The 18,476-nt window shown below is 55.8% G+C and carries 13 protein-coding genes and 2 rRNA genes; 9 read left to right on the plus strand and 6 right to left on the minus strand.

The features are described 5' to 3' along the window. The 8 genes from DPV79_RS21455 to DPV79_RS42185 form a co-directional block, all read left to right on the plus strand. Positions 1-82 (plus strand): 23S ribosomal RNA (locus tag DPV79_RS21455); the annotation flags it as partial. A 154-nt stretch (positions 83-236) separates the two neighbouring features. Then, positions 237-349: ribosomal RNA gene (rrf, locus tag DPV79_RS21460) — 5S ribosomal RNA — on the plus strand. An 880-nt stretch (positions 350-1,229) separates the two neighbouring features. After that, a complete protein-coding gene (locus tag DPV79_RS21465) occupies positions 1,230-1,673 on the plus strand; it encodes a hypothetical protein (protein WP_113046425.1) in 444 nt (147 codons plus the stop codon). A gap of 118 nt (positions 1,674-1,791) precedes the next feature. Continuing rightward, positions 1,792-3,405: a recombinase family protein gene (locus tag DPV79_RS21470; RefSeq protein ID WP_113046426.1), complete on the plus strand. Its 1,614-nt coding sequence runs from the start codon at positions 1,792-1,794 to the stop codon at positions 3,403-3,405. Beyond that, entirely contained in the window at positions 3,402-4,304 is a 903-nt protein-coding gene (locus DPV79_RS21475) for a ParB/RepB/Spo0J family partition protein (protein ID WP_046544129.1), read from the plus strand. The genes DPV79_RS21470 and DPV79_RS21475 overlap by 4 nt, the downstream gene beginning before the upstream one ends. After that, a complete protein-coding gene (locus tag DPV79_RS21480) occupies positions 4,301-5,203 on the plus strand; it encodes a plasmid partitioning protein RepB C-terminal domain-containing protein (protein ID WP_113046465.1) in 903 nt (300 codons plus the stop codon). The genes DPV79_RS21475 and DPV79_RS21480 overlap by 4 nt, the downstream gene beginning before the upstream one ends. A 189-nt stretch (positions 5,204-5,392) precedes the next feature. Then, complete coding sequence (locus tag DPV79_RS21485) at positions 5,393-5,680, plus strand: hypothetical protein (RefSeq protein WP_113046427.1); 288 nt, start codon at positions 5,393-5,395, stop codon at positions 5,678-5,680. Between the two features lie 184 nt (positions 5,681-5,864). Continuing rightward, positions 5,865-7,022 (plus strand): hypothetical protein, encoded by a 1,158-nt coding sequence (locus DPV79_RS42185; protein WP_133295698.1) that lies wholly within the window; start codon positions 5,865-5,867, stop codon positions 7,020-7,022. Between the two features lie 220 nt (positions 7,023-7,242). On the opposite strand, the gene DPV79_RS21495 is transcribed toward DPV79_RS42185, so the two are convergent. After that, positions 7,243-11,106 (minus strand): hypothetical protein, encoded by a 3,864-nt coding sequence (locus DPV79_RS21495; protein ID WP_113046429.1) that lies wholly within the window; start codon positions 11,104-11,106, stop codon positions 7,243-7,245. A 177-nt stretch (positions 11,107-11,283) separates the two neighbouring features. On the opposite strand from DPV79_RS21495, the gene DPV79_RS21500 reads away from it, so the two are divergent. Next, positions 11,284-11,751, plus strand: a complete 468-nt coding sequence (locus DPV79_RS21500) for an HAD domain-containing protein (protein WP_010100628.1) — start codon at positions 11,284-11,286, stop codon at positions 11,749-11,751. A 16-nt stretch (positions 11,752-11,767) separates the two neighbouring features. Here the strand turns inward: DPV79_RS21500 and DPV79_RS21505 are convergent, their stop codons facing one another. The 5 genes from DPV79_RS21505 to DPV79_RS21525 form a co-directional block, all read right to left on the minus strand. Beyond that, the gene (locus DPV79_RS21505; RefSeq protein ID WP_244321788.1) at positions 11,768-12,280 is read right to left on the minus strand and encodes a 3'-5' exonuclease family protein; all 513 of its coding nucleotides are present in this window, start codon (positions 12,278-12,280) and stop codon (positions 11,768-11,770) included. A 92-nt stretch (positions 12,281-12,372) separates the two neighbouring features. Further along, positions 12,373-13,749, minus strand: coding sequence for a hypothetical protein (locus tag DPV79_RS42190; RefSeq protein ID WP_133295699.1), 1,377 nt, complete (start codon positions 13,747-13,749; stop codon positions 12,373-12,375). A gap of 326 nt (positions 13,750-14,075) precedes the next feature. Next, positions 14,076-15,584, minus strand: coding sequence for a TniQ family protein (locus DPV79_RS21515; protein ID WP_113046431.1), 1,509 nt, complete (start codon positions 15,582-15,584; stop codon positions 14,076-14,078). Beyond that, the gene (locus DPV79_RS21520) at positions 15,581-16,525 is read right to left on the minus strand and encodes a TniB family NTP-binding protein (protein ID WP_244321789.1); all 945 of its coding nucleotides are present in this window, start codon (positions 16,523-16,525) and stop codon (positions 15,581-15,583) included. The genes DPV79_RS21515 and DPV79_RS21520 overlap by 4 nt, the downstream gene beginning before the upstream one ends. Beyond that, on the minus strand, positions 16,515-18,476 hold the full coding sequence (locus DPV79_RS21525; protein WP_113046432.1) for a Mu transposase C-terminal domain-containing protein: 1,962 nt from the start codon (positions 18,474-18,476) through the stop codon (positions 16,515-16,517). Before DPV79_RS21525 ends, DPV79_RS21520 begins: the two co-directional genes overlap by 11 nt.

Consider the following 18,476-nt stretch of genomic DNA (forward strand, 5'->3'; position numbering starts at 1 on the left):
ACCAGGACGTTGATAGGTCAGGTGTGTAAGCGCAGTAATGCGTTCAGCTAACTGATACTAATTGCCCGTAAGGCTTGATCCTATAACAAGTCTGCCTTGTAGATCGGCGCCGTGCGACAGCACTGGCTGCGATACAAAGCGACAAGTTGGATTCTCGTGTGTGATACACACAACTCAAAATTACTGCTTCTTCCAAGATTGGTTGTGCTGCGAAGCCAGCGCAACAACCCTCTTTGCCTGATGACCATAGCGAGTCGGTCCCACCCCTTCCCATCCCGAACAGGACCGTGAAACGACTCTACGCCGATGATAGTGCGGATTCCCGTGTGAAAGTAGGTAATCGTCAGGCTCCCTAAGCCAGAAACCCCCGCCCGAAAGGCGGGGGTTTTTGCATTGGTGCGACGGAAATGCGTGAGTGATCGGGATCGCTGGCATGGCTGCATGTCGTGCTGTCCGCACTGATGCTTGCGATGACGGTGTGGATGCAGAGACGATGGAACGCAACTTCTCGTCAGTTGTGACGATTGTTGAAGTTGCCTGCAGCCTCACCGCGGACCATTTGAGTCAACGCGTGTGCTGAAGTGCTTCGCGCCGAGCCATCACCAGGCAGTAGAGTCGCGCAAAGCGGCCAGCGCTGCGTAGTCCTCAGCCTCAGACACTCTGTGACATCATGATCTATCGTATTGATTGCAATTGCAGGAAATTGAGTCTCCTGAGCTTTTTGGATATGACACTTTAGCGGTATTCGACAAGAGCGCTATATAAAAAAACCCTTGCAGCTCCTTTCGAAGCTACAAGGGTTTGGCTGGCTAGGCTTGAAACCAGTGACGCGGTCCGTGCTTACGAATTGCAGCGCCATTTGTCAGTTTCTCTAACTGTCGCGATGCGTCGCTTACGTAGGGCGTCTTAGTTGATGAGACGCCGCACACTAAAAATCAAAGACTTACGAAGACCCGCGCCACAAGCACTTTGTGGCCACGACGGAGTTGTTGCGACTGGTCTACTTCCACGCCAAAGTAGTAGCGTTTGGGTGCGACCCCAATAACCCATGAGCTCTATGAGCGGCTCGTGCGACCCTCGGAAGGTCCAGGCCTAGAAAAAACTCAGGAGCGGCTCCAAGAGCGGGAAAATCTGCGAGGGTGGGACGCCCCCGGCCCGTGACCCGGTTCCAACTGACCCTGGCCCCAAACACGGCTGGCCCCACTTCGATTCCTCTGTGGAGCACGGCCATGAAATCGGATCGGATCTGTGCTGCCTGCGGCACACCCTTCACTCCGCTCATACATATCCCGCATCAACGCTTCTGCTCAGCCAAGGCGTGCCAGCGTGCTCGCCGGCGTGCATGGCAGCACCAGCGCATGCGAGTCGATCCCGACTATCGCGAGAATCAGATCCGCGCCCAGGCCACCTGGCGGGCCCGACATCCTGACTACTGGCGGCACTACCGCGAGACGCACCCAGCCTATCGCGATCGCAATTGCACAATGCAGCGACGACGAAATGCGCGGCGCACTGCTAGTGCCATTGCAAACATGGACGTGTGGCCGGCCCATCGCCCGCTGGCATCTGGGTTTTATATCCTGCGTAACGCGGTTGAGGCCGGCGTTGCAAAGATGAACGCGTGGACGGTGCACATCGCCGTGCTATCTGAGCCGAGGCCTGTTCCGGCGTGATTGCAAAGAGATGACGTGTACGACAAGGGTCTATGGCCTGCTACCTTGGCTGTGTACTCGCTCGCATTCGACGTCATTGCAAGGCGCGACGCGTTCGCCGATACAAATCCCCTAGTTGATGTCGGGGATGGCGCAGCGAGGGGCGGTTGCCAGTGGGAGCTGGATCGTGGACCTCGATTGCACATGCGAGTCCGTTGACGAGCAGGCCTGCAGAATGCGGGCTGCTGAATACGTTCGGATGTCGACGGAGCACCAGCAATACTCGACGGAGAATCAGCGTGATCGCATTCGCGACTACGCTGCTCGTCGTGATCTCGAGATCGTGCGGACCTACGCCGACGAGGGCAAAAGCGGTTTGCGTATCGATGGGCGCCAAGCGCTGCAGCAACTGATCCGGGACGTGGAAACCGGCATGGCCGATTTTCAGGTGATCCTCGTCTACGACGTAAGCCGCTGGGGACGATTCCAGGATGCAGACGAAAGTGCCTATTACGAGTACATCTGCCGGCGCGCAGGCATCCAGGTCGCCTATTGCGCCGAACAGTTCGAGAACGACGGCTCGCCAGTTTCGACGATCGTCAAAGGTGTGAAGCGTGCGATGGCCGGTGAGTACAGCCGCGAGTTGTCAGCGAAGGTCTTCGCTGGCCAGTGCAGGTTGATCGAGCTGGGTTTCCGGCAAGGCGGGCCTGCAGGCTATGCGTTACGCCGGATCCTCGTGGACGAACATGGCCTCATGAAGGGCGAGTTGCAACGCGGCCAGCACAAGTGCCTGCAGACGGACCGCGTCATTCTGATGCCCGGCCCGGAAAGCGAGGTTCGAATCGTCAATCTCGTCTACAGCTGGTTCATCAATGAGTCACTCAATGAGCACGAGATCGCTGCTCGCCTGAACGGCATGAACGTTCAGACCGACCTTGGGCGACCCTGGACTCGGGCAACCATTCGGGAGGTGCTGACCAACGAGAAGTACATCGGCAACAACGTCTACAACCGTGTGTCGTTCAAGCTGAAGAAATCTCGTGTCACGAATCCGTCCGAGATGTGGATACGCAAGGAGGGTGCGTTCGAATCCATCGTGCCGAGCGAAACGTTCTATACCGCGCAGGGCATCATGCGGGCGCGCGCCCGGCGCTACTCGAGTGAGGAGCTTATCGAGCGTCTGCGAAATCTGTACCGAAGCCGAGGCTTTCTATCGGGCGTCGTGATCGACGAAACGGAGGGCATGCCGTCCACCTCGGTTTATGTGTATCGCTTCGGCAGCTTGATTCGTGCGTATCAGACGGTTGGCTTCACGCCGGGCCGTGACTATCGTTATATCGAAACGAATCGCTTCATTCGGCAACTGCACCCAGAGATCGTTGCCGAGACGGAAAAAAAGATCGCGGATCTCGGCGGGACCGTGTCGCGCGATCCGGCGACAGATCTGCTGACCGTGAATCGGGAGTTCACTGCCTGCATCGTGCTGTCACGGTGTCAGGTGCGCGGCAGCGGCCGTAACCGCTGGAAGGTCCGGTTCGACACGAGCCTGCTGCCGGATATCACAGTCGCAGTCAGGTTGGACCAGAGCAACTCGACGGCGCTCGACTACTACCTGCTGCCGCACATTGATTTTTGGCAGCCTCGTATCAGCCTCGCGGACTGGAATCCGATCGAGTTCGAGAGCTATCGCTTTGACACGCTGGACTACTTATACGGTATGGCACAGCGTGCTCGGCTGAGGAGACGAGCATGACTCAGCGTGAACAGCCCGGCGAGGTTCGGATGATCCCCATCAGCCAGATCGAGGTGATCAATCCTCGCGAGCGCAATGGTCGAGTCTTCGACGAAATCGTCAGCAACATCAAGACGATCGGCCTGAAGAAACCGATCCTGGTCACGCCACGGGCAACGGCCAGTGGTGTTGAGAAGTATCTCCTCGTGTGCGGGGAGGGACGACTGAAGGCGTTCCGATCGCTCGGCGAAACGACGATACCAGCGCTGGTGGTGAGCGTGAGCGACGAAGACGCATTCATCATGAGCCTGACGGAGAACATCGCGAGACGACAGTGCCGACCGCTCGAGCTGCTCGCCGGTATACGCGAACTGCAGGAGCGCGGCTACGCACCGAAGGCGATCGCCGAGAAGACGGGGCTCACGCAGCACTACGTGCAGGGAATCCTGACGCTCCTGCATCAGGGTGAAGAGCGCCTCGTGATCGCTGTTGAGAAAGGCCGAATTCCGCTGAACGCGGCGCTATCGATCGTCGGTGCCGGCGACGACGATGAGGCGATCCAGGCCGCCCTGCAGGAAGCATATGAATCGGGGAGATTGCGCGGGCGCCAGTTGATGGACGCTCGGCGCGTCATCGAGCGGAGGAAGGCGCTCGGCCGTACGGCGAATCGAAACATGACGCGCAAGGTGATGGACGTGACCACTTCGAGTCTCGTCAGAACGTATCAGCATGAAGTTGAGCGGCAGAAAACGATGGTGCGGAAGGCCGAGTTTACGCAGCAGCGGTTGCTGTTCATTGTGGGCGCCCTCAGGCAGCTATTTGCCGATGAGAACTTCGTCAACCTGCTGCGCGCTGAGGAACTGGCGACGTTGCCGAAGTATCTGGCAGAACGTGTATGGCCAAGCGGGAGCCCAGCATGACAGGCGTAGCACTTGGGTTCATTCCGGAACCACTCTCTGTTCCGATCGCGAGCATCCTGCCATCACGGCGCACGCCTGCCGGCATGATGAACTCGCGAAAGTTCAAGCAGATCAGAAGCTCCATCGAAGAGGTGGGCTTAATCGAGCCGCTTTCGGTGACGCCGGTCGACCAGGCATCGGGCAACCACGTCCTGCTCGACGGGCATCTGCGACTGATCGCGTTGCAGGAGCTCCAGTTCAACACCGTGTCGTGCCTCGTTGCCACGGACGATGAGAGCTACACGTACAACAACCGCGTCAATCGACTATCGACCATCCAGGAGCATTTCATGATTCGTCGGGCCGTTGAACGAGGTGTGTCCCCGGAGCGACTCGCGAAGGCTCTGTCCGTAGATGTGTCGCAGATCATCAAGAGGATGGCATTGCTGGATGGGATTTGCGCTGAAGCGACTGAACTCCTGAAGGACCGGCAGTTTTCACCTGAGCTCGCGCGAGCTCTGCGGAAGATGAAGCCCACACGGCAAGTCGAATGTGTCGAGCTCATGGTGGCAGCAAACAACCTGTCTGTCTCGTACGCTGAAGCGTTGCTCGTTGCGACGCCGGCATCGCGGCTGGTCGAAGGGAAGAAACCGAGGAAGCTTGCCGGAGTGAGCCCCGAGCAAATGGCGAAGATGGAGCGAGAGATGGGGAATCTGCAGGGACAGTACAAGGTGGTCGAGCAGACTTATGGACAGGACGTGCTTAACCTCGTGCTCGCAAAGGGCTATCTTGCGAGGTTGCTTGAGAACGAGTCGGTGCACCAGTACCTACAAGTCCAACAGGCGGACTTGCTATGCGAACTCCAATCCATCGTGGAAATGATCGCCTTAGAGCAGCCGGCCCTTGAACCCGCTGCCTGAGCTCAGGCAGTTTGGCGGCGCATCGTTTCGAAAATCGACCTGCTGGTCGTGAAAATTGCGCAATCCAGAATTCGTATGTTGAGGCGTTGCGAATTCGTCTAAAGAATCTTACCTTTATGTCGTTATGCGTTTAAAGGGGCTCGCTGCGTGTTGCAGTCGAGTGGTTCTGTAGCCTAGATCGTGAAAATAATGAGCAATTTGACTTGTACTCACTGCCGCACCGGGGTCCCACGCGGCGCAACGGTTTGCACGGGATGTCAGGCTGAGGTCGAGTATGGACCCGAGAAGGCGTTCTTCGGCGCGGCGTTGCTTGTCGCAGCAGTCGCAGGCTATCAAGTGCATCAACATCTGCCGGAGTCCTTGTCGGTGGGTGGCTGGATTGCTGGCGCAGTCGTGTTTGTCGGGCTCAGCGTGCTCATACAGAAAATGTTCGGCGATCGCGTCGTGTTTAAGCGTGTGTACAAGACACGCCGCTAAACAGCGAGGCAGTGTGTTGAGACTTGGGGGGCGCCGTCGAATTTCTGGCGGTGGCATTCCGGTATCTGTGAAATTTGCAATTGCGGTGCTTTCCTGTTTTCCATCGAGGGGGCAGATCAACGAAAGCGCTTACGTTGGAATCTCATTGTTTGATAGTTTAAATTAATTCGTGACCGATGGCGCCATGGGGAATTCTCTTTCTAAGGCATCGACATCAATTTGGTGTTTTGATGCATTTTCCTGTTTTTCTTCTCGGCTGTACCGAGAATTAACCAATGAGATGGTGTCGAGAATAAATGCTGTAATAGAGGCAGTCTCCTTGTTCGATAGGGTTGTCGTCAGTGAGAAATATTACGAATCAAATAGGAAATTCTTTGATTCGCTGCAGCGTGATGAAGATTTCGTTGAGGTGGTTGCCTCAGATCAGCTTGTTCACGCTGAATTATTGCAGCAAGGAGAGATTTCCTTTGATCTTGCTATCTATAGTAAAAGCATTGAGGAAATTGGAAAAGAAGGGATATTGTGGTTTTCTGAGCACAGTAGTTTCGCCCGCGCCTTGGGTGATGGTGATGGTGAGTTTGCAAGACGCATAATAAAACATTTTCCGCTCGTGCAACTTTGGCAGTGGTCCAGCTCAAATGAAATTGCAGATCGAGCGAATGCAACGTTGATCCTGCCGAATTCACTCCAGCGGATGGTGAAATATCATGCCGAACAACTAAGGCGGGACAATTTTCTAAGTAAGATAAGAGAGCTTGAGAGGCATCTGTCGGCAGAAATTCGCTCAATCGAATTTTTGGCTGGAAACGAGTCGGAGCTCTATGATTTCAAAATTCCCTCTCTCTTTGCGATGTTCTGCGAAATGCATACTCACGATGGCGACGCTGTTGAGACGTTGAGAGCATTGCGGAAAGAGATGGAAGGCATTCGGCGTATGCGGGCGAAGCTCGAAGGTGATATCAGATCGACCAAATCGTTTAGAGATCGAGGTGAATTGGCTAAAGATTGGCAATCTGATTGGGATCGCTTGGTGGGAATGGAGTTTAAGAGACCCGGTCTCTTAAAGGCAAGAATTGCTAATAGCGAAGTGGCCAAGACGGTTGTGGATACTTCTGCGGCGAAGCTTAGTGGTCTGATTCCACTTGTTACGGCATTGCTTGACCATATCGAGAAAATAAAGACGTTTCATAGATTTCAGGCGTTTACGCGCATGTATGACAGTGCTGGAAACGTTTTGCTGGATGATAGAATCAAGATTGTTTTAAAGGAAAAATTTGGTGTTCAAGGCTTTTTGCCTTGTCCGGAATTATATGGAGTTGCTGGCAACACGTTGTCCGAGTGATAATTGTAATGCATTCGTTGATAGCTATTGCTAGTTGAGTTATTAATGTGAATGAAGGTGGTTCGGGGCCACGTGCGAAAGGTGACGAGCTCGGCTTTAAGTCGCTTCGGTGCATTGGGTAGAATCGCCATCACCTGATTTATGCGCCAGCAGCGCACTGCTGTTGAGCAGACGTCAGCGCTTCCGGCCTCAATCACGGGCGGCGCCGCTAATGGGCGCTTCAGTACTCACGCTCGCGCAGTTCTCGCTCAAGTTCGTGCTCGACACTGGCTTGGAGTCGTTCGCGGCGTTCTTTTAGCCACATGCGTACATTGGCATTGGTCTCAATGGCTAGCAGCGCTTTTATCTCCTCAAGTTTTCCACGGTAGTGCTCACTCGCGGGGCCGCTCCATGCTGCGGTAAAACTATTGGCATGGAGACTGTTTCGAACCTGCTCGATATGCGCATACCGCTCCAGCACCTGCCGGGCGAAGGTCGGCGTCTCCCCGGGCTTGCTAATGACGGGTGGGCAATGCTCTGCAACGATCCAGGCACGATCTGCCGGAGCGACATCGACCCACTCGAACACCATGGGTGATGGCAGGGCATTGAGACCAGCCAAATCAACGCCTCGGACCGACCGCCCCCCACGGAGCCAGTTCAACAGGTGCCAGGTGCCGCGATCCCTCGGGGATTCCAGACGGCGTGCAATGGCAGGCCACACGACGTCAGGCTTTGCCTGTGCGACGTTGGACAGGAACTTAAGCGAGTCCGGGCGGTAGCCCGCAGTGACACTGTTGCGGCTGGCGAAGTTTTCGATCAAGCGCACGGCCAGGTGTGCCGCAGCGTCGGCATCCAGTTCGAGTAGGCGGTTCGCGACCTCGTTCCAGTGATACAGCAGCATGTTGTTGTAGCCTTGGTGCTCCTTACCCTCGATGAAGGCCGGGGCGCCAAGGGTTTGCTCGATCCGGCGAGACAGCACGACGCCTTCGTCAGGATGTCCACGCAGTCTGGATTCGAGCAGATCCAGTGCGGCATCGGGCGCAATCGGATCATCGATTCCGAGCAAAAGGTCAATGACGCCTTCGAGGACGGTGAGTTGCAACTGGTTGACTACGCCGCCATAGACGAACAGCCTGAACTCCCTGGGGTCGATCTCACCTTGCTTGGCGAGGTCGAGCAGGAGCTCGGCGATGCGATCGCTAATTCCAGACCGCCAGACGACGCCCAACGCCAGTTGGCGGATCTCTTCGTTCGACAGCAAGGTCTCCACCAGCTCTTCCCAGAGCGACACGTTCTTCCCATGCACCGCGGACAGGTATCCCCCGATGAAGAAGTCGGACCGCTTCTCGGTCGCCTGGGTCCAGGCCGACAAGATCGAGCTCCAGAGCTTTAGGTCATCCATGCGGCCCAGCAACACACCAAACTCATAGCCATTCTTGGCGTCATCCGTGACGAGCCAGGCGAGTTCTGGCAGCAGCAGTGCCGGATCTTTTATGGCGGCCGCGGCAAGCTGGATCAACTCAGGCTTCGCGCCGTCCACATACTCGCCATCGGTAGTGAAGTGGTCCTCGACCAGCTTCATGCCAGCATGTCGACGCAGCTTGGTCGAAAACGAGGATTCGGTCAGTTCCGCACGCAGGCCTTGAAGCTCTGACGAAACATCCGCGGACAACTCCTTCCCTTCGTAGTGCAACGTGGCCACGATGGTTTCGATGCACTTGTCACGCAGCTCAGGCATCTGGGCCGCCCGCCGCATGAACGCGAGGACAGACTTGGCGATCGGCACAATCAGCACGAGGCTGCGAAAGTGCTCCAAGATCCCAGTTGCCGCTCCGAGGCCTTCTGCATGAGGCAGGTAATCAACCGACTCTTCGAGCAACGACACGTGGGCGGCGTAGGCGTCGTACAACTGCCCCCATGTTTCCGGCATCCAACGACCGGGCAGCCGTTGCAGTCCGATGACTTCGTCGATCGCATGCCTGCTCATGAACGGGTCGAGGCTCTTGCTCAGCGCCTGCACAGCAATCTCCCGATAGAACGGCACCGGGCTGCGCAACAGTTCCCTCAGATAGTCGAGCTTGTCGATCGGCGGCAGCTCAGACGCGGCGAGCTGGCCATGACCGAGGTTGAACAGCGAGAGGAAGGTGCCGGTGGCATTGTTAGACCAATTCTCGTTCTCGGCCTCGGCCAGTAGCAGCAGGCATTTGGCGGCCTCGAAGAAGGTTTCGGCGGGCACAGCGAGCTGCTCGAGCCGATTGATGGCCGTGCGACGCGCATCACCAGAGAACTCACCGCGCGCTTCGACGTCTTCGTGCCCCAAGGCAGCGGCGAAACGGCGCAGGGCTGCCTTGGGTTTAGCCTGCGCTACCGCGAAAAAAAGGCTGGCGTCTGAGCCGGTGGCAAAGCTGGCAAGGGACGCAAACATGCCGCCCTCACCGAGCAACCGGTCGGCCCACGCCGTCGCAGCCTTGGACTCTTTGGCGAACATCAGCATGGCATCGAAGTGCTGCTGCATGCGCTCCCCAAGGTTCTCGCGGAGCTTCAGCACGTCGATTACGATGGAGTACTTCTCGAACCAACTCTTCCACATGGCGACGTGGAGAAGCTTCGGCGAGATCAGCAGCGTCCGTGGGCCCTGAAGCACGCGGCGTTCGCGAAGCGCTTCGACCGCGCGGACCAAGCGCAACTGCGAGAAGTTGGGGTCGAGGAGCTTAACTGCATTCAAGACGGCGACTTGGACTACGGGACCTTCTGCGGTCTCCCACGCGATCTGACGGAATAACGCCATCGTGCGAATGACGGCGAGCCGATCTTGCCCGTCAACGGAATCAATGCTGTGCGGTGCACACACGATGCCATTCCACAGGTCGTCCAGATGCGCGAAATGCTCAGCCGAGTGTTGGGTCGGGTTGTGCTTGATGTACTGACCCAGCCGGTGTGCGGCCCTGGGCGAGCCCTCGCATAGGCTGGCGAACCACTCCGCCTCGTCTGCGACGATGCCATAGCTCTTGAAGATCTCCGCCAGCAACGGCTGCAGAAGCCGAGGCATTTCGATCAGCTGGACATCGACGTGCGCGCTGGGTCCGTCCGCCAGGTTGTTGGCTGTCACGAGCAGCATCTTGGTTGCCCGCTTGCGGAAAAGCGCGCTCAGCTCGCGCGACGTGTCAAGGTCGCAGTCGTCGGCCACCAGAATGATGGTCGTGTTCGGCGCCATCTGCCTCAAGGCCTCCATGGGGCCACTGTTCATCGCCTGTTCAGGATCTGGGCAATACAGGACACATCCGGCTAGCTGACATGCCGCGAGCGCCCTGTACATCAGGTGCGTCTTGCCCGCCCCGGCGTCCCCGAGGATGCGCACATGTTTGAAGCCATCAAGGCTGTCGGCGGTCCGCGTGATCTCCTCGGCGAATGTCTTCAGATCGTCCGTTAACTGATAGGAATCGATCTCGAGCTCGCAGGCCTCCTCCATGAACGACAGGTCATAAAAGACGGTCATGTCGTACCCCTGAACCCGACTGAGACGTCTCGCGATGCCGGGGGCTAGTGTCTTGATCGCAATGCATAACTGGTTCGCCCGGATGATTCGGACGGTCACCCCGGCGAAGGCGGGGTCGACGGCCTTCATCAACTCGCTGATCTGCTTCACGCCGTGGTCGTCGGTTTTGCCCACGAGGTCCGTGCCGAAGAGCACGACAATGAATGCTCCGCCGTTTTCAAAACAGCTCAGCACCCGAGGCTGCAGTTGATCCTTGGTCGGCAGATTCTTTCCAGGAGCAAACTTGGGCTGTATCAGCAATGACCGAATGTCCGACAGCGTCGACGCTGAAAAATCACCTGTCTTGATCTGGTAGCAGGTCTTGCCTTCCTCGATCAGCCCGGCGGGCAGCGACTTGCCTGCGACGCCCGTGACGTCCGCATCGATGCCGCCATCCGCTACGTTGATCGACGCGGGGACATCCACACCCGTGGTCGGCAGGCCGAGCTTTGCCGCCTCGATGACCAGCAGTTGACGGAACAGCTCAACCGCTTGACCGGCGTCAATCTGCATCAGGTCGTCGGTCCTGACGTCAAACGGTCCTATGGTGTCAGTTGGTAGAGCCATCCCCGCTCCTCGGCATAAAAGTGCGTTTCATTATCTACTAATGCTCTTCATGATCGGCGATCTAACTACCAACGAGAGCAATCGCATAGCATAGAATAGCGCTGGAAGGAGCATGCTTCCAACGGCGCTGTTGGCGATCTGGCGTCCTCTTATTGTTCTCTAAGGGCGAGTTCCGCAATGAGCAAGAGGGCAACGATATTCCTCGACATCGATGGGGTCCTACATCCAAATTCTGTGGGCGACCTCGAATACGGGCCCAACGGACCAGTGGTGGTCGGCCAGGGAGTTTGTTCACTGCAGACCAAACTCGCCGAACGGGTTAGCGGGAAAGCGGTCGACATCGCAATCCATAGCACCTGGATCTATATGTTCGACCTCAAATGCTTGCAAGATGAGTATCTGCGCGAGCTGAGCGCGGCTACCAAAATTTATCTCACGAATCGGCGCATCGAGAGTCGCTCGTTACGGATAGCGGACTATATACGGAGGCACCGACTGATGTTGGCCGATATCCTGATCCTGGACGATGCCCCCAAGGAATTTGTCTCCGCCCCGGAACTGCAATCCCGCCTCGTCGTATGCGATCCGGCCCGCGGGATAGACGATCCCGCCGTACTTCAACGGATTGATGAGTTCGTCTCCTAGGCGATCACGATCGATGTCAGTCAGAGCTCGATTTCGTCGGATCCGTAGATGGAGTTTCATCTTGCATCGCGTAGCGCAGAGCGCGGGCATCGTGTAGCGCGTGGTGTCGGCCACCAAATTGCTTGTAGTAGGACTCCAATCGGACTTGGTCTGCCTGATCACGTACAAGCAGCCCTTGCCAGCCATTCGGTACACCATCAAGGGCGTCTACAAGAAGATCCCAGTCTCCAGGGAAGTCCACACAGAAGATGCCACTCTCGAACGGTCGGAGCCACTCGAGAAGCGCCGACCGAAGGTCCTCGCGAGAGAACACGCGGTCAGGGTATTGACCTAGCTGTGGCAACACCGCTTCATGGACGAATGGGCTGCAGGTGCGTCGATCGAAATCGTTGCGTTCACCGTAAAACTCGCGGCCGTCCTCGGCGACCAATGCGATGCTGATTAGGTCGCAGTCGATGAAGTCGGTGAATTCTGTATCGATGAAAACTCGCATCGTTGTCTCGCTCGCCTTGCGCATTCGGTTGTTCAAGGTCTGACACCTCCGCATCATGCAGGCAAGTTGCATGGCGGTCGTCGATTGGCTTCGTAGCACAACCCGGAGCATCTTTGAACGGTGGTTCGTTAATCGTCCGATTCTATGCCGGCAAAACCGTCCCAGTCGACGGGTTTGCGGATCCAATACTGTCGTCCGCCATCGACTGATGGTCCGGTGACGATCTCAATGCCATGCTCCCTAGCCCAGCTAGGGGCTTGGCGGGCGGAGATCCCCATCGCTCTTGCCACCGTGGACAGCGGAAGAAATTGTTGGGAAAACTTTTTCAGTTCATCAGCGTCGACGACTTGCGCTGCCCGGCGCCGCAGTTTGCCCGTTCGAGTGCTGAAGAGCCCTATGTTGATCAGGTGATACATCACTTCCTGTTTGACACCGAGTCGACGGGCAGCTTCAACAATGGATATATGGGAGCGCGATTCAACCGGCATCTGTACGGCGGAGATCAAGTGGTCACGGTCGGCAAAAATCTGCCGCAACGCCGGCACCTTGTCTGACTCGACGACAAGTCGCACCACGCCGTTCATGAGATGGTTGAAGAATGCAACTGACGCTTCGACAGGAACATACAGACGCAAGGCCCCGGCTATGCTGACAGGATCGCAAACTACCGGTTCGTCTCGGACGCGAGCCGCCACGATGGTGCTGAGCAGACGATCGATGGATCTCGTGTCGATCCTAGCCCCGTTTGAAGCAATTAGCCCTGCTTGCGCCAGTGCATGGACACGTTTGGTGGACATTCCGGCGTATCGGGCGGCTGTTTTCAGTGAGACCAGCGAACGCTGGGTCTCCCGAAGGCGTTGCAGATCTTCGTCACTGATCGCAAACTTTTTTCGTCCAGCGCGAGTTCGCCTGACGGGTATGGTTTCGCCGGCTTGCTCAAGCATGTTGGCGATGGCTGGGTTGCGTGTGTTCCGCAGGCAACGCAGGTCCTTATTCGCCCGACAGGCAGTGCCTTTTCGTTCCCAAAGCACCGTAAGTCCACGGCGCGATGAACTCGTAACGTACTTGTCCAGCACGTCCAGCATCCAACCGCGTTGAGCCTCATTTAACTGTTTGCGAAGCATCACTAACAAATGTGGGAAGACTTCCGACAGTAGTGGGACGTTTTTCACGCTGGCCTGAGGAGCACGAAGGCGATCAAGCAATTCAAAACAAGCAGACTGATCAGCGATCAACGGTGCGCCAACCGTCACCAGCAGTTGATCGACATTTTCTGTCTGACGTGAGGCCTTCTTCAATGGCTTACCCTGAAGCCCAAACTGGGAGAGTGCCCCGAGGAAACGGGCGAGGTTCCAGCGTTCCACTACAGACAGCAAGGCAGAATTCGAATCCGTCTGTTCGCCGAGCAGATTGAGGACTTCGACCGAGAACGGGTCAACGTTTGCGCAGTGCAAAGATGCGCCGCACGAGCAAGTTGCGAAGCGAACCTGCTTCCAGTGCAACATTCGGCGGCACACACTGCACTCAGAAGTAAGCCAGCATTGGTGATCGAAGCATGCAGCTGGCCCGGTGTACCAATCCTCTCGCCAGTACGTATGCGGATCAGCGAGGCAATATGGGCACCAACGCGCGACACCGTGTGTCTTCGGCAAGCTGCTTTCAATGCACACGAGCCAGTCAGGGTTGGACAGTCCGTTAGCGAATGCAACGCGTAGGCGGTAGCCAAGAAAGCTTTCATCCACGTGGGCGAAGGGGCGCACAAGGAAATGCCCTGCGAACAAGGCACTCCCTCGGGGACGCCAACCCATGCTTTGACTTGGTTCGTGACCCATTATGTCAACAGTGACAACTGGTAACGTGCCTCGGTCTGATACCGACGTCGTGCTTGTTCAAGCTTCCGGAGTTGGTGCACTCGATTCAGTGCATGTTGCTCAACAAAATATGCGGATAGACCAGGGTTTGTGAGGTGACGGAAGATTGGGAGATTTCCATCGAATACTTTCATTAGTATACCTATCAAATCAGTATACAGGATGTGTGTACCAGTGATTGATGAACAAAACAGGGGATGCAGGTGAGCGTCCACAGCATCAAACGGCCGAGAGACGTCCTCGAGCCGTCGGCATATATTGGTGAGGCTACTCCGTTGAAAGAAGGTAAAGGGGCCGATCTGAACCTGATCTAATAAACCAACGGACACCAGTGCCGAGCAGCCCATTTTGTCGATATGAAACGCGCTCATCACGTGTTCGCGTGTGACGAGGGACGCATACCATCTGCGGCATGCTTCTACTTCTTGCAGAGGAAGAAAGGTGTAGTGCGTTTGGCCGCGCTGTACAAATATAGCGTCTGGGTATGCATCATTATTGATGAGGTACTGGAGAAAGCCAGCGGTGCACCCAATAAGCAATGCTGCTTTCTCGAAGCTCACGTACCCTTTGGGTGCCGCATGCGGAGGATGAACAAGACCGCGCGTCGGTGTGTCAGGCCATTGCCGACCGTCATTAAGTAGCCGCATTCTCAGGTCGGCAATGGGAAGGTTGGATAAGCATGTTGGCCTATTTGCCTCATCACCCAACACGCGACGCAGGCGTGCAAGCACTACACGGCGATGTTCGATCACAGCGATCTGATCGAGGAGCTTTCGAATTCCGTCGATGCTCGGTGTCGCCTGATATTGGAATTGTTCGGCAATCTTAGCCAAACTGGTCGAGCGCGGAACACCAATCGGTAAGTATCCTGAATCGGTTGCTGTTGTTGCAATGGCATCGAACAGTGTCTCCAGAAATAGGATGCAAGGGAGCTTCTCAAGAGCAGCAGAAATGTCATCGTCTACGATCGAGCGTTCGAATCCTGCCCACAATTGCTCGACATGCCGTCGTTCGCTTGGCATCGGACACACCGAACCCACCCAAAGCTGTTCGTCCGTCACATCCGTTACAAGATATCTCCCAACCTCCTTATAGCCCCTCGTCATCACAGGTTCGGCGAGATCGTCTTTTAGCCGAATGTGGTGAATCGTACAAACCTCAAACAATTTAAGCCGCCAGCGCGATCGAATATGCCTCGACTCCGTCAGGCAGGCGGGGCAATATCGGATTTTTTTGAGGCGAGTGCTCACGCTCCATCGTGGTAGAGCACAGTCGCCCCAGATTGGGTACCCGTCAGGTTTGCTCGACGCAGTGGCAGGAAGTGTAGGACGAAAGCGCTCAAGATCGGTTAGTAGCGGCTGACGAATTCCATTTGCTCTAATGACGCGGTAAAGATAGGTTTCGATCCACTCGTCAGTGAGTATCTTTGGGCGGCATAGGGGTAGGCTAGAAATATTATTGCCGCTCATTTCGACTCCTTGTCGGATGCAAACGGTTCGCCGATACGCACGAGTGGCGTTTTGTCGAATGTTTTGTGGAATGGGTTACGGTCGTCTGGCGCGCACGGATAGATGACCTGCCGGAATGATTCCGCCAAAATCAGATCTGTTAATTTGGGACTGGGTTGCTCGTATGCTAACTCGACAGCGCGAACGAGTAGCCGTCTGATATCCCGCAGTCGTCCGTCCGTCGCAAAAGCAAACAAGCTAGTCACATCAGAGCTAGAGATGTCGATCGTTGGTAGGTCTTTAAGATATCGCTTGAAAGTCCTAAGCGCCGAACAAAATTCGAGCGCCGCGGGCTTGGGGTCTATGGACAGGCGTTCGATTTCAATGACCTCTCGGAACCGATCACGCAGTTGATCGTTCGTGTCGAGCAAGCGCGTAGTTCTGGGTATTCCGGCCAGCACGAACGACACCCGTGTCGCATCAACCAACCTCTTGATCCAATCGGCAGCGGTGTGCAGCGTTTTCTCCCCCCCTCTGTCGATCAGATGATTGGCTTCATCGATGATCACGAGCCGTACATGACATTGCTTTATGAGAAATACCAGTCTGGCGGACAGCTCGATCTCTCGTCCCATATACCACTTCTGATCACCCAACGCCTTCAGGAGCGTGTGTGCAAGGGTTTTGGGCGTTGGGGAAGGACCGAGCGCCGCGTACAGTACGGGCACCTCGGTGAATTCTTCATGTTCGATGGGAGGGTGCTTGTTCGCATACATCGCAAGCAGAGTTGACTTTCCAACACCGGATTCGCCGACTAGCATGATGTGGTCGGCTTCCTCGTTGATGCAGTGGTAGCTGTGTATTCGATCCAGTGATGTCAATATTCGCTGCACATGGGGAAAACGGATGAAATTCGTTCTGATCCTCTGGACAGTCGCAGCGCATAGGATGTTATTTTTCATGATGAATCTCAGTATTGACGGTTTCGACCTCGAATTCGATAAGTTCATCGGATTCCAGAGTAAATTTGGATCTCTGAACGTCAATCTGTGAAACAGGCGTAGGCTGCTGATTGCGATTGATTGACTTCGACGTAGTATGAGCTTGACGCGCACCGCGCTTGCGCTCTTTGAGAGTCTTCGAACGCATTGCATCGTTACTCATCTCCCGGATCGTTTCTTCACCATTTGCCCTGGTTCGTCTGTGAGCATCGGAGGTCTTGTACCGGCTCTTCAGCGTCTTGGCTTGTTCGACCGTCAGGTTGTCGTAGCGATCGTCGGTGTTGGTGGCACGAAAGTACTGGTTTTCGATCGGATCCCATACGTAAATCACGCCAGCGTTTTCGTACGGTGCCTTGACGTGCACCTTTGATTTGGCCGGCATCATGCGCCGCAAAGCGAGTAACTCCGGAGAGGTGTAACGGAATGTGTTGAGATCGATACCGTAGTGCTGTAGCGCGCATTCGGCATGTTCGCCAAGCTCAATGCTGAGATCGTCAGCATTGCACTTCAACATCGGGGGATGCGTGGCGGCACCTTCTTTCCAAACATCGATTGGCGCGCGACCATCGAGGCCTTTGTGAGGTCGATGGTGATAGACCTGCGTGATCCAGATATGGACCATCTCAATGAGTTTCGTGAACGTGATACATGCTTCGTCTTCCGCCTTGAAGCCGATGCGTTGATGAATCTTGGCGAGGGTTGTGCCAGGAAGTTTGTGGATAAAGGAGTAGTTGAACGTCTTGAGAAAGCGCTCAACAAATGGCTTGTCGTTCGGATCACGGGATGCCGCGTACTCACAGACCACTCCCAAGTTATTCATCGCGTCAACGACTGCCTCCGCATGCATTTCTCGCCCGTTGTCCATGAGTAGGCGTTCAGGCCAACCGTGGCATGGCCATTCGAGGTTCAACTCCGGGAAGCGTTCTCTCAAGTAAGTCTTGGGCATCATGGCGTGCCGCAGCGCTTCGAATACGGCATGAACCCCATGTCCAGCGGAACTGACGCAGAAGCCAAGAACGCATCTCGAAAACCGGTCGAGGACGACTGTGAACATCGGTCGATCGATGGCATTACCGTTCGCATCTGCGTACAGGAGATCTATCGGGGAATGATCTATTTCGACGATCTCGAGGATTCGCGATACTCGTCGTGCGTGGTGCTGATCAGCGAATCGGCGTCGAGCCTCGCGTATACCAAAGCGGGCAGCGTCTCGGTCGTAGGCAGCGATGTCGTGGATACGTCGTTGAACGGTCCTGAGGCCTGGTACCTTGAGCCACTCGGTCTCGATTCGTAAGGTGTTTTGCCGCTGGATCTCAAGAAACACCGCGTTGTGAACTTCTTCTGCGGTTCCCGTTTTGCTATTAAGGAAGGCTGTCTCTATTTTTTCTTGGATGATACCCTCCACGATCGGATCTAGCCTTGATTTCGCTTTTCCCCCTCGATGTTCCGCTCGATCGAAGAGGGCTCGAATATCGAACTTCGCGATGCGGAAACGGCGACGCCACCGATATATGGTGGTCTCATGAGGTGGCTTGGGATCGGCGAGATCTACCGAGACCTTTCGAATGGCTTTACGTAGTTCGGATCGACGACCCGCGAATGCGTCCATTCGATCCAGCATCGCTAGATAGTTGATTCGTCGACGAGTTTCGAAATCGCCCACCTCGCCAGCGGGTGGGCTGGCCTCCGACGCGCTCCTGAAAGGAGTGTGTTTCGGAGGGCGTTGATACTGTTTGCTATTTGCTGTCCGAAGATATCCTCGCAAATACTCTTCCAGGAGTTCATCCTCACGGTGGTCGGAGAACTTTCCCGTAACCGTGTTTTCCAACTGCGCGATGTCACCTTGTACGCGGACGATGCGGAACGAACCTTCCCCTCGGAAGATGATTTGATCCTTGATGAAGTTAGCCAT

This window comes from Burkholderia reimsis, from assembly GCF_003294055.1.
In the GTDB taxonomy this organism is placed as follows: Bacteria; Pseudomonadota; Gammaproteobacteria; order Burkholderiales; family Burkholderiaceae; genus Burkholderia; species Burkholderia cepacia.

Coding starts and splice junctions, on each gene's coding strand:
- DPV79_RS21485 (WP_113046427.1), top strand. CDS start 5,393: ATGAGCAATTTGACTTGTACTCACTGCCGCACCGGGGTCCCACGCGGC.
- DPV79_RS42190 (WP_133295699.1), bottom strand. CDS start 13,749: ATGTTGCACTGGAAGCAGGTTCGCTTCGCAACTTGCTCGTGCGGCGCA.
- DPV79_RS21470 (WP_113046426.1), top strand. CDS start 1,792: ATGTCGGGGATGGCGCAGCGAGGGGCGGTTGCCAGTGGGAGCTGGATC.
- DPV79_RS21515 (WP_113046431.1), bottom strand. CDS start 15,584: ATGAGCGGCAATAATATTTCTAGCCTACCCCTATGCCGCCCAAAGATA.
- DPV79_RS21525 (WP_113046432.1), bottom strand. CDS start 18,476: ATGGCTAACTTCATCAAGGATCAAATCATCTTCCGAGGGGAAGGTTCG.
- DPV79_RS21465 (WP_113046425.1), top strand. CDS start 1,230: ATGAAATCGGATCGGATCTGTGCTGCCTGCGGCACACCCTTCACTCCG.
- DPV79_RS21520 (WP_244321789.1), bottom strand. CDS start 16,525: ATGAAAAATAACATCCTATGCGCTGCGACTGTCCAGAGGATCAGAACG.
- DPV79_RS21480 (WP_113046465.1), top strand. CDS start 4,301: ATGACAGGCGTAGCACTTGGGTTCATTCCGGAACCACTCTCTGTTCCG.
- DPV79_RS21495 (WP_113046429.1), bottom strand. CDS start 11,106: ATGGCTCTACCAACTGACACCATAGGACCGTTTGACGTCAGGACCGAC.
- DPV79_RS21475 (WP_046544129.1), top strand. CDS start 3,402: ATGACTCAGCGTGAACAGCCCGGCGAGGTTCGGATGATCCCCATCAGC.
- DPV79_RS21500 (WP_010100628.1), top strand. CDS start 11,284: ATGAGCAAGAGGGCAACGATATTCCTCGACATCGATGGGGTCCTACAT.
- DPV79_RS42185 (WP_133295698.1), top strand. CDS start 5,865: ATGGGGAATTCTCTTTCTAAGGCATCGACATCAATTTGGTGTTTTGAT.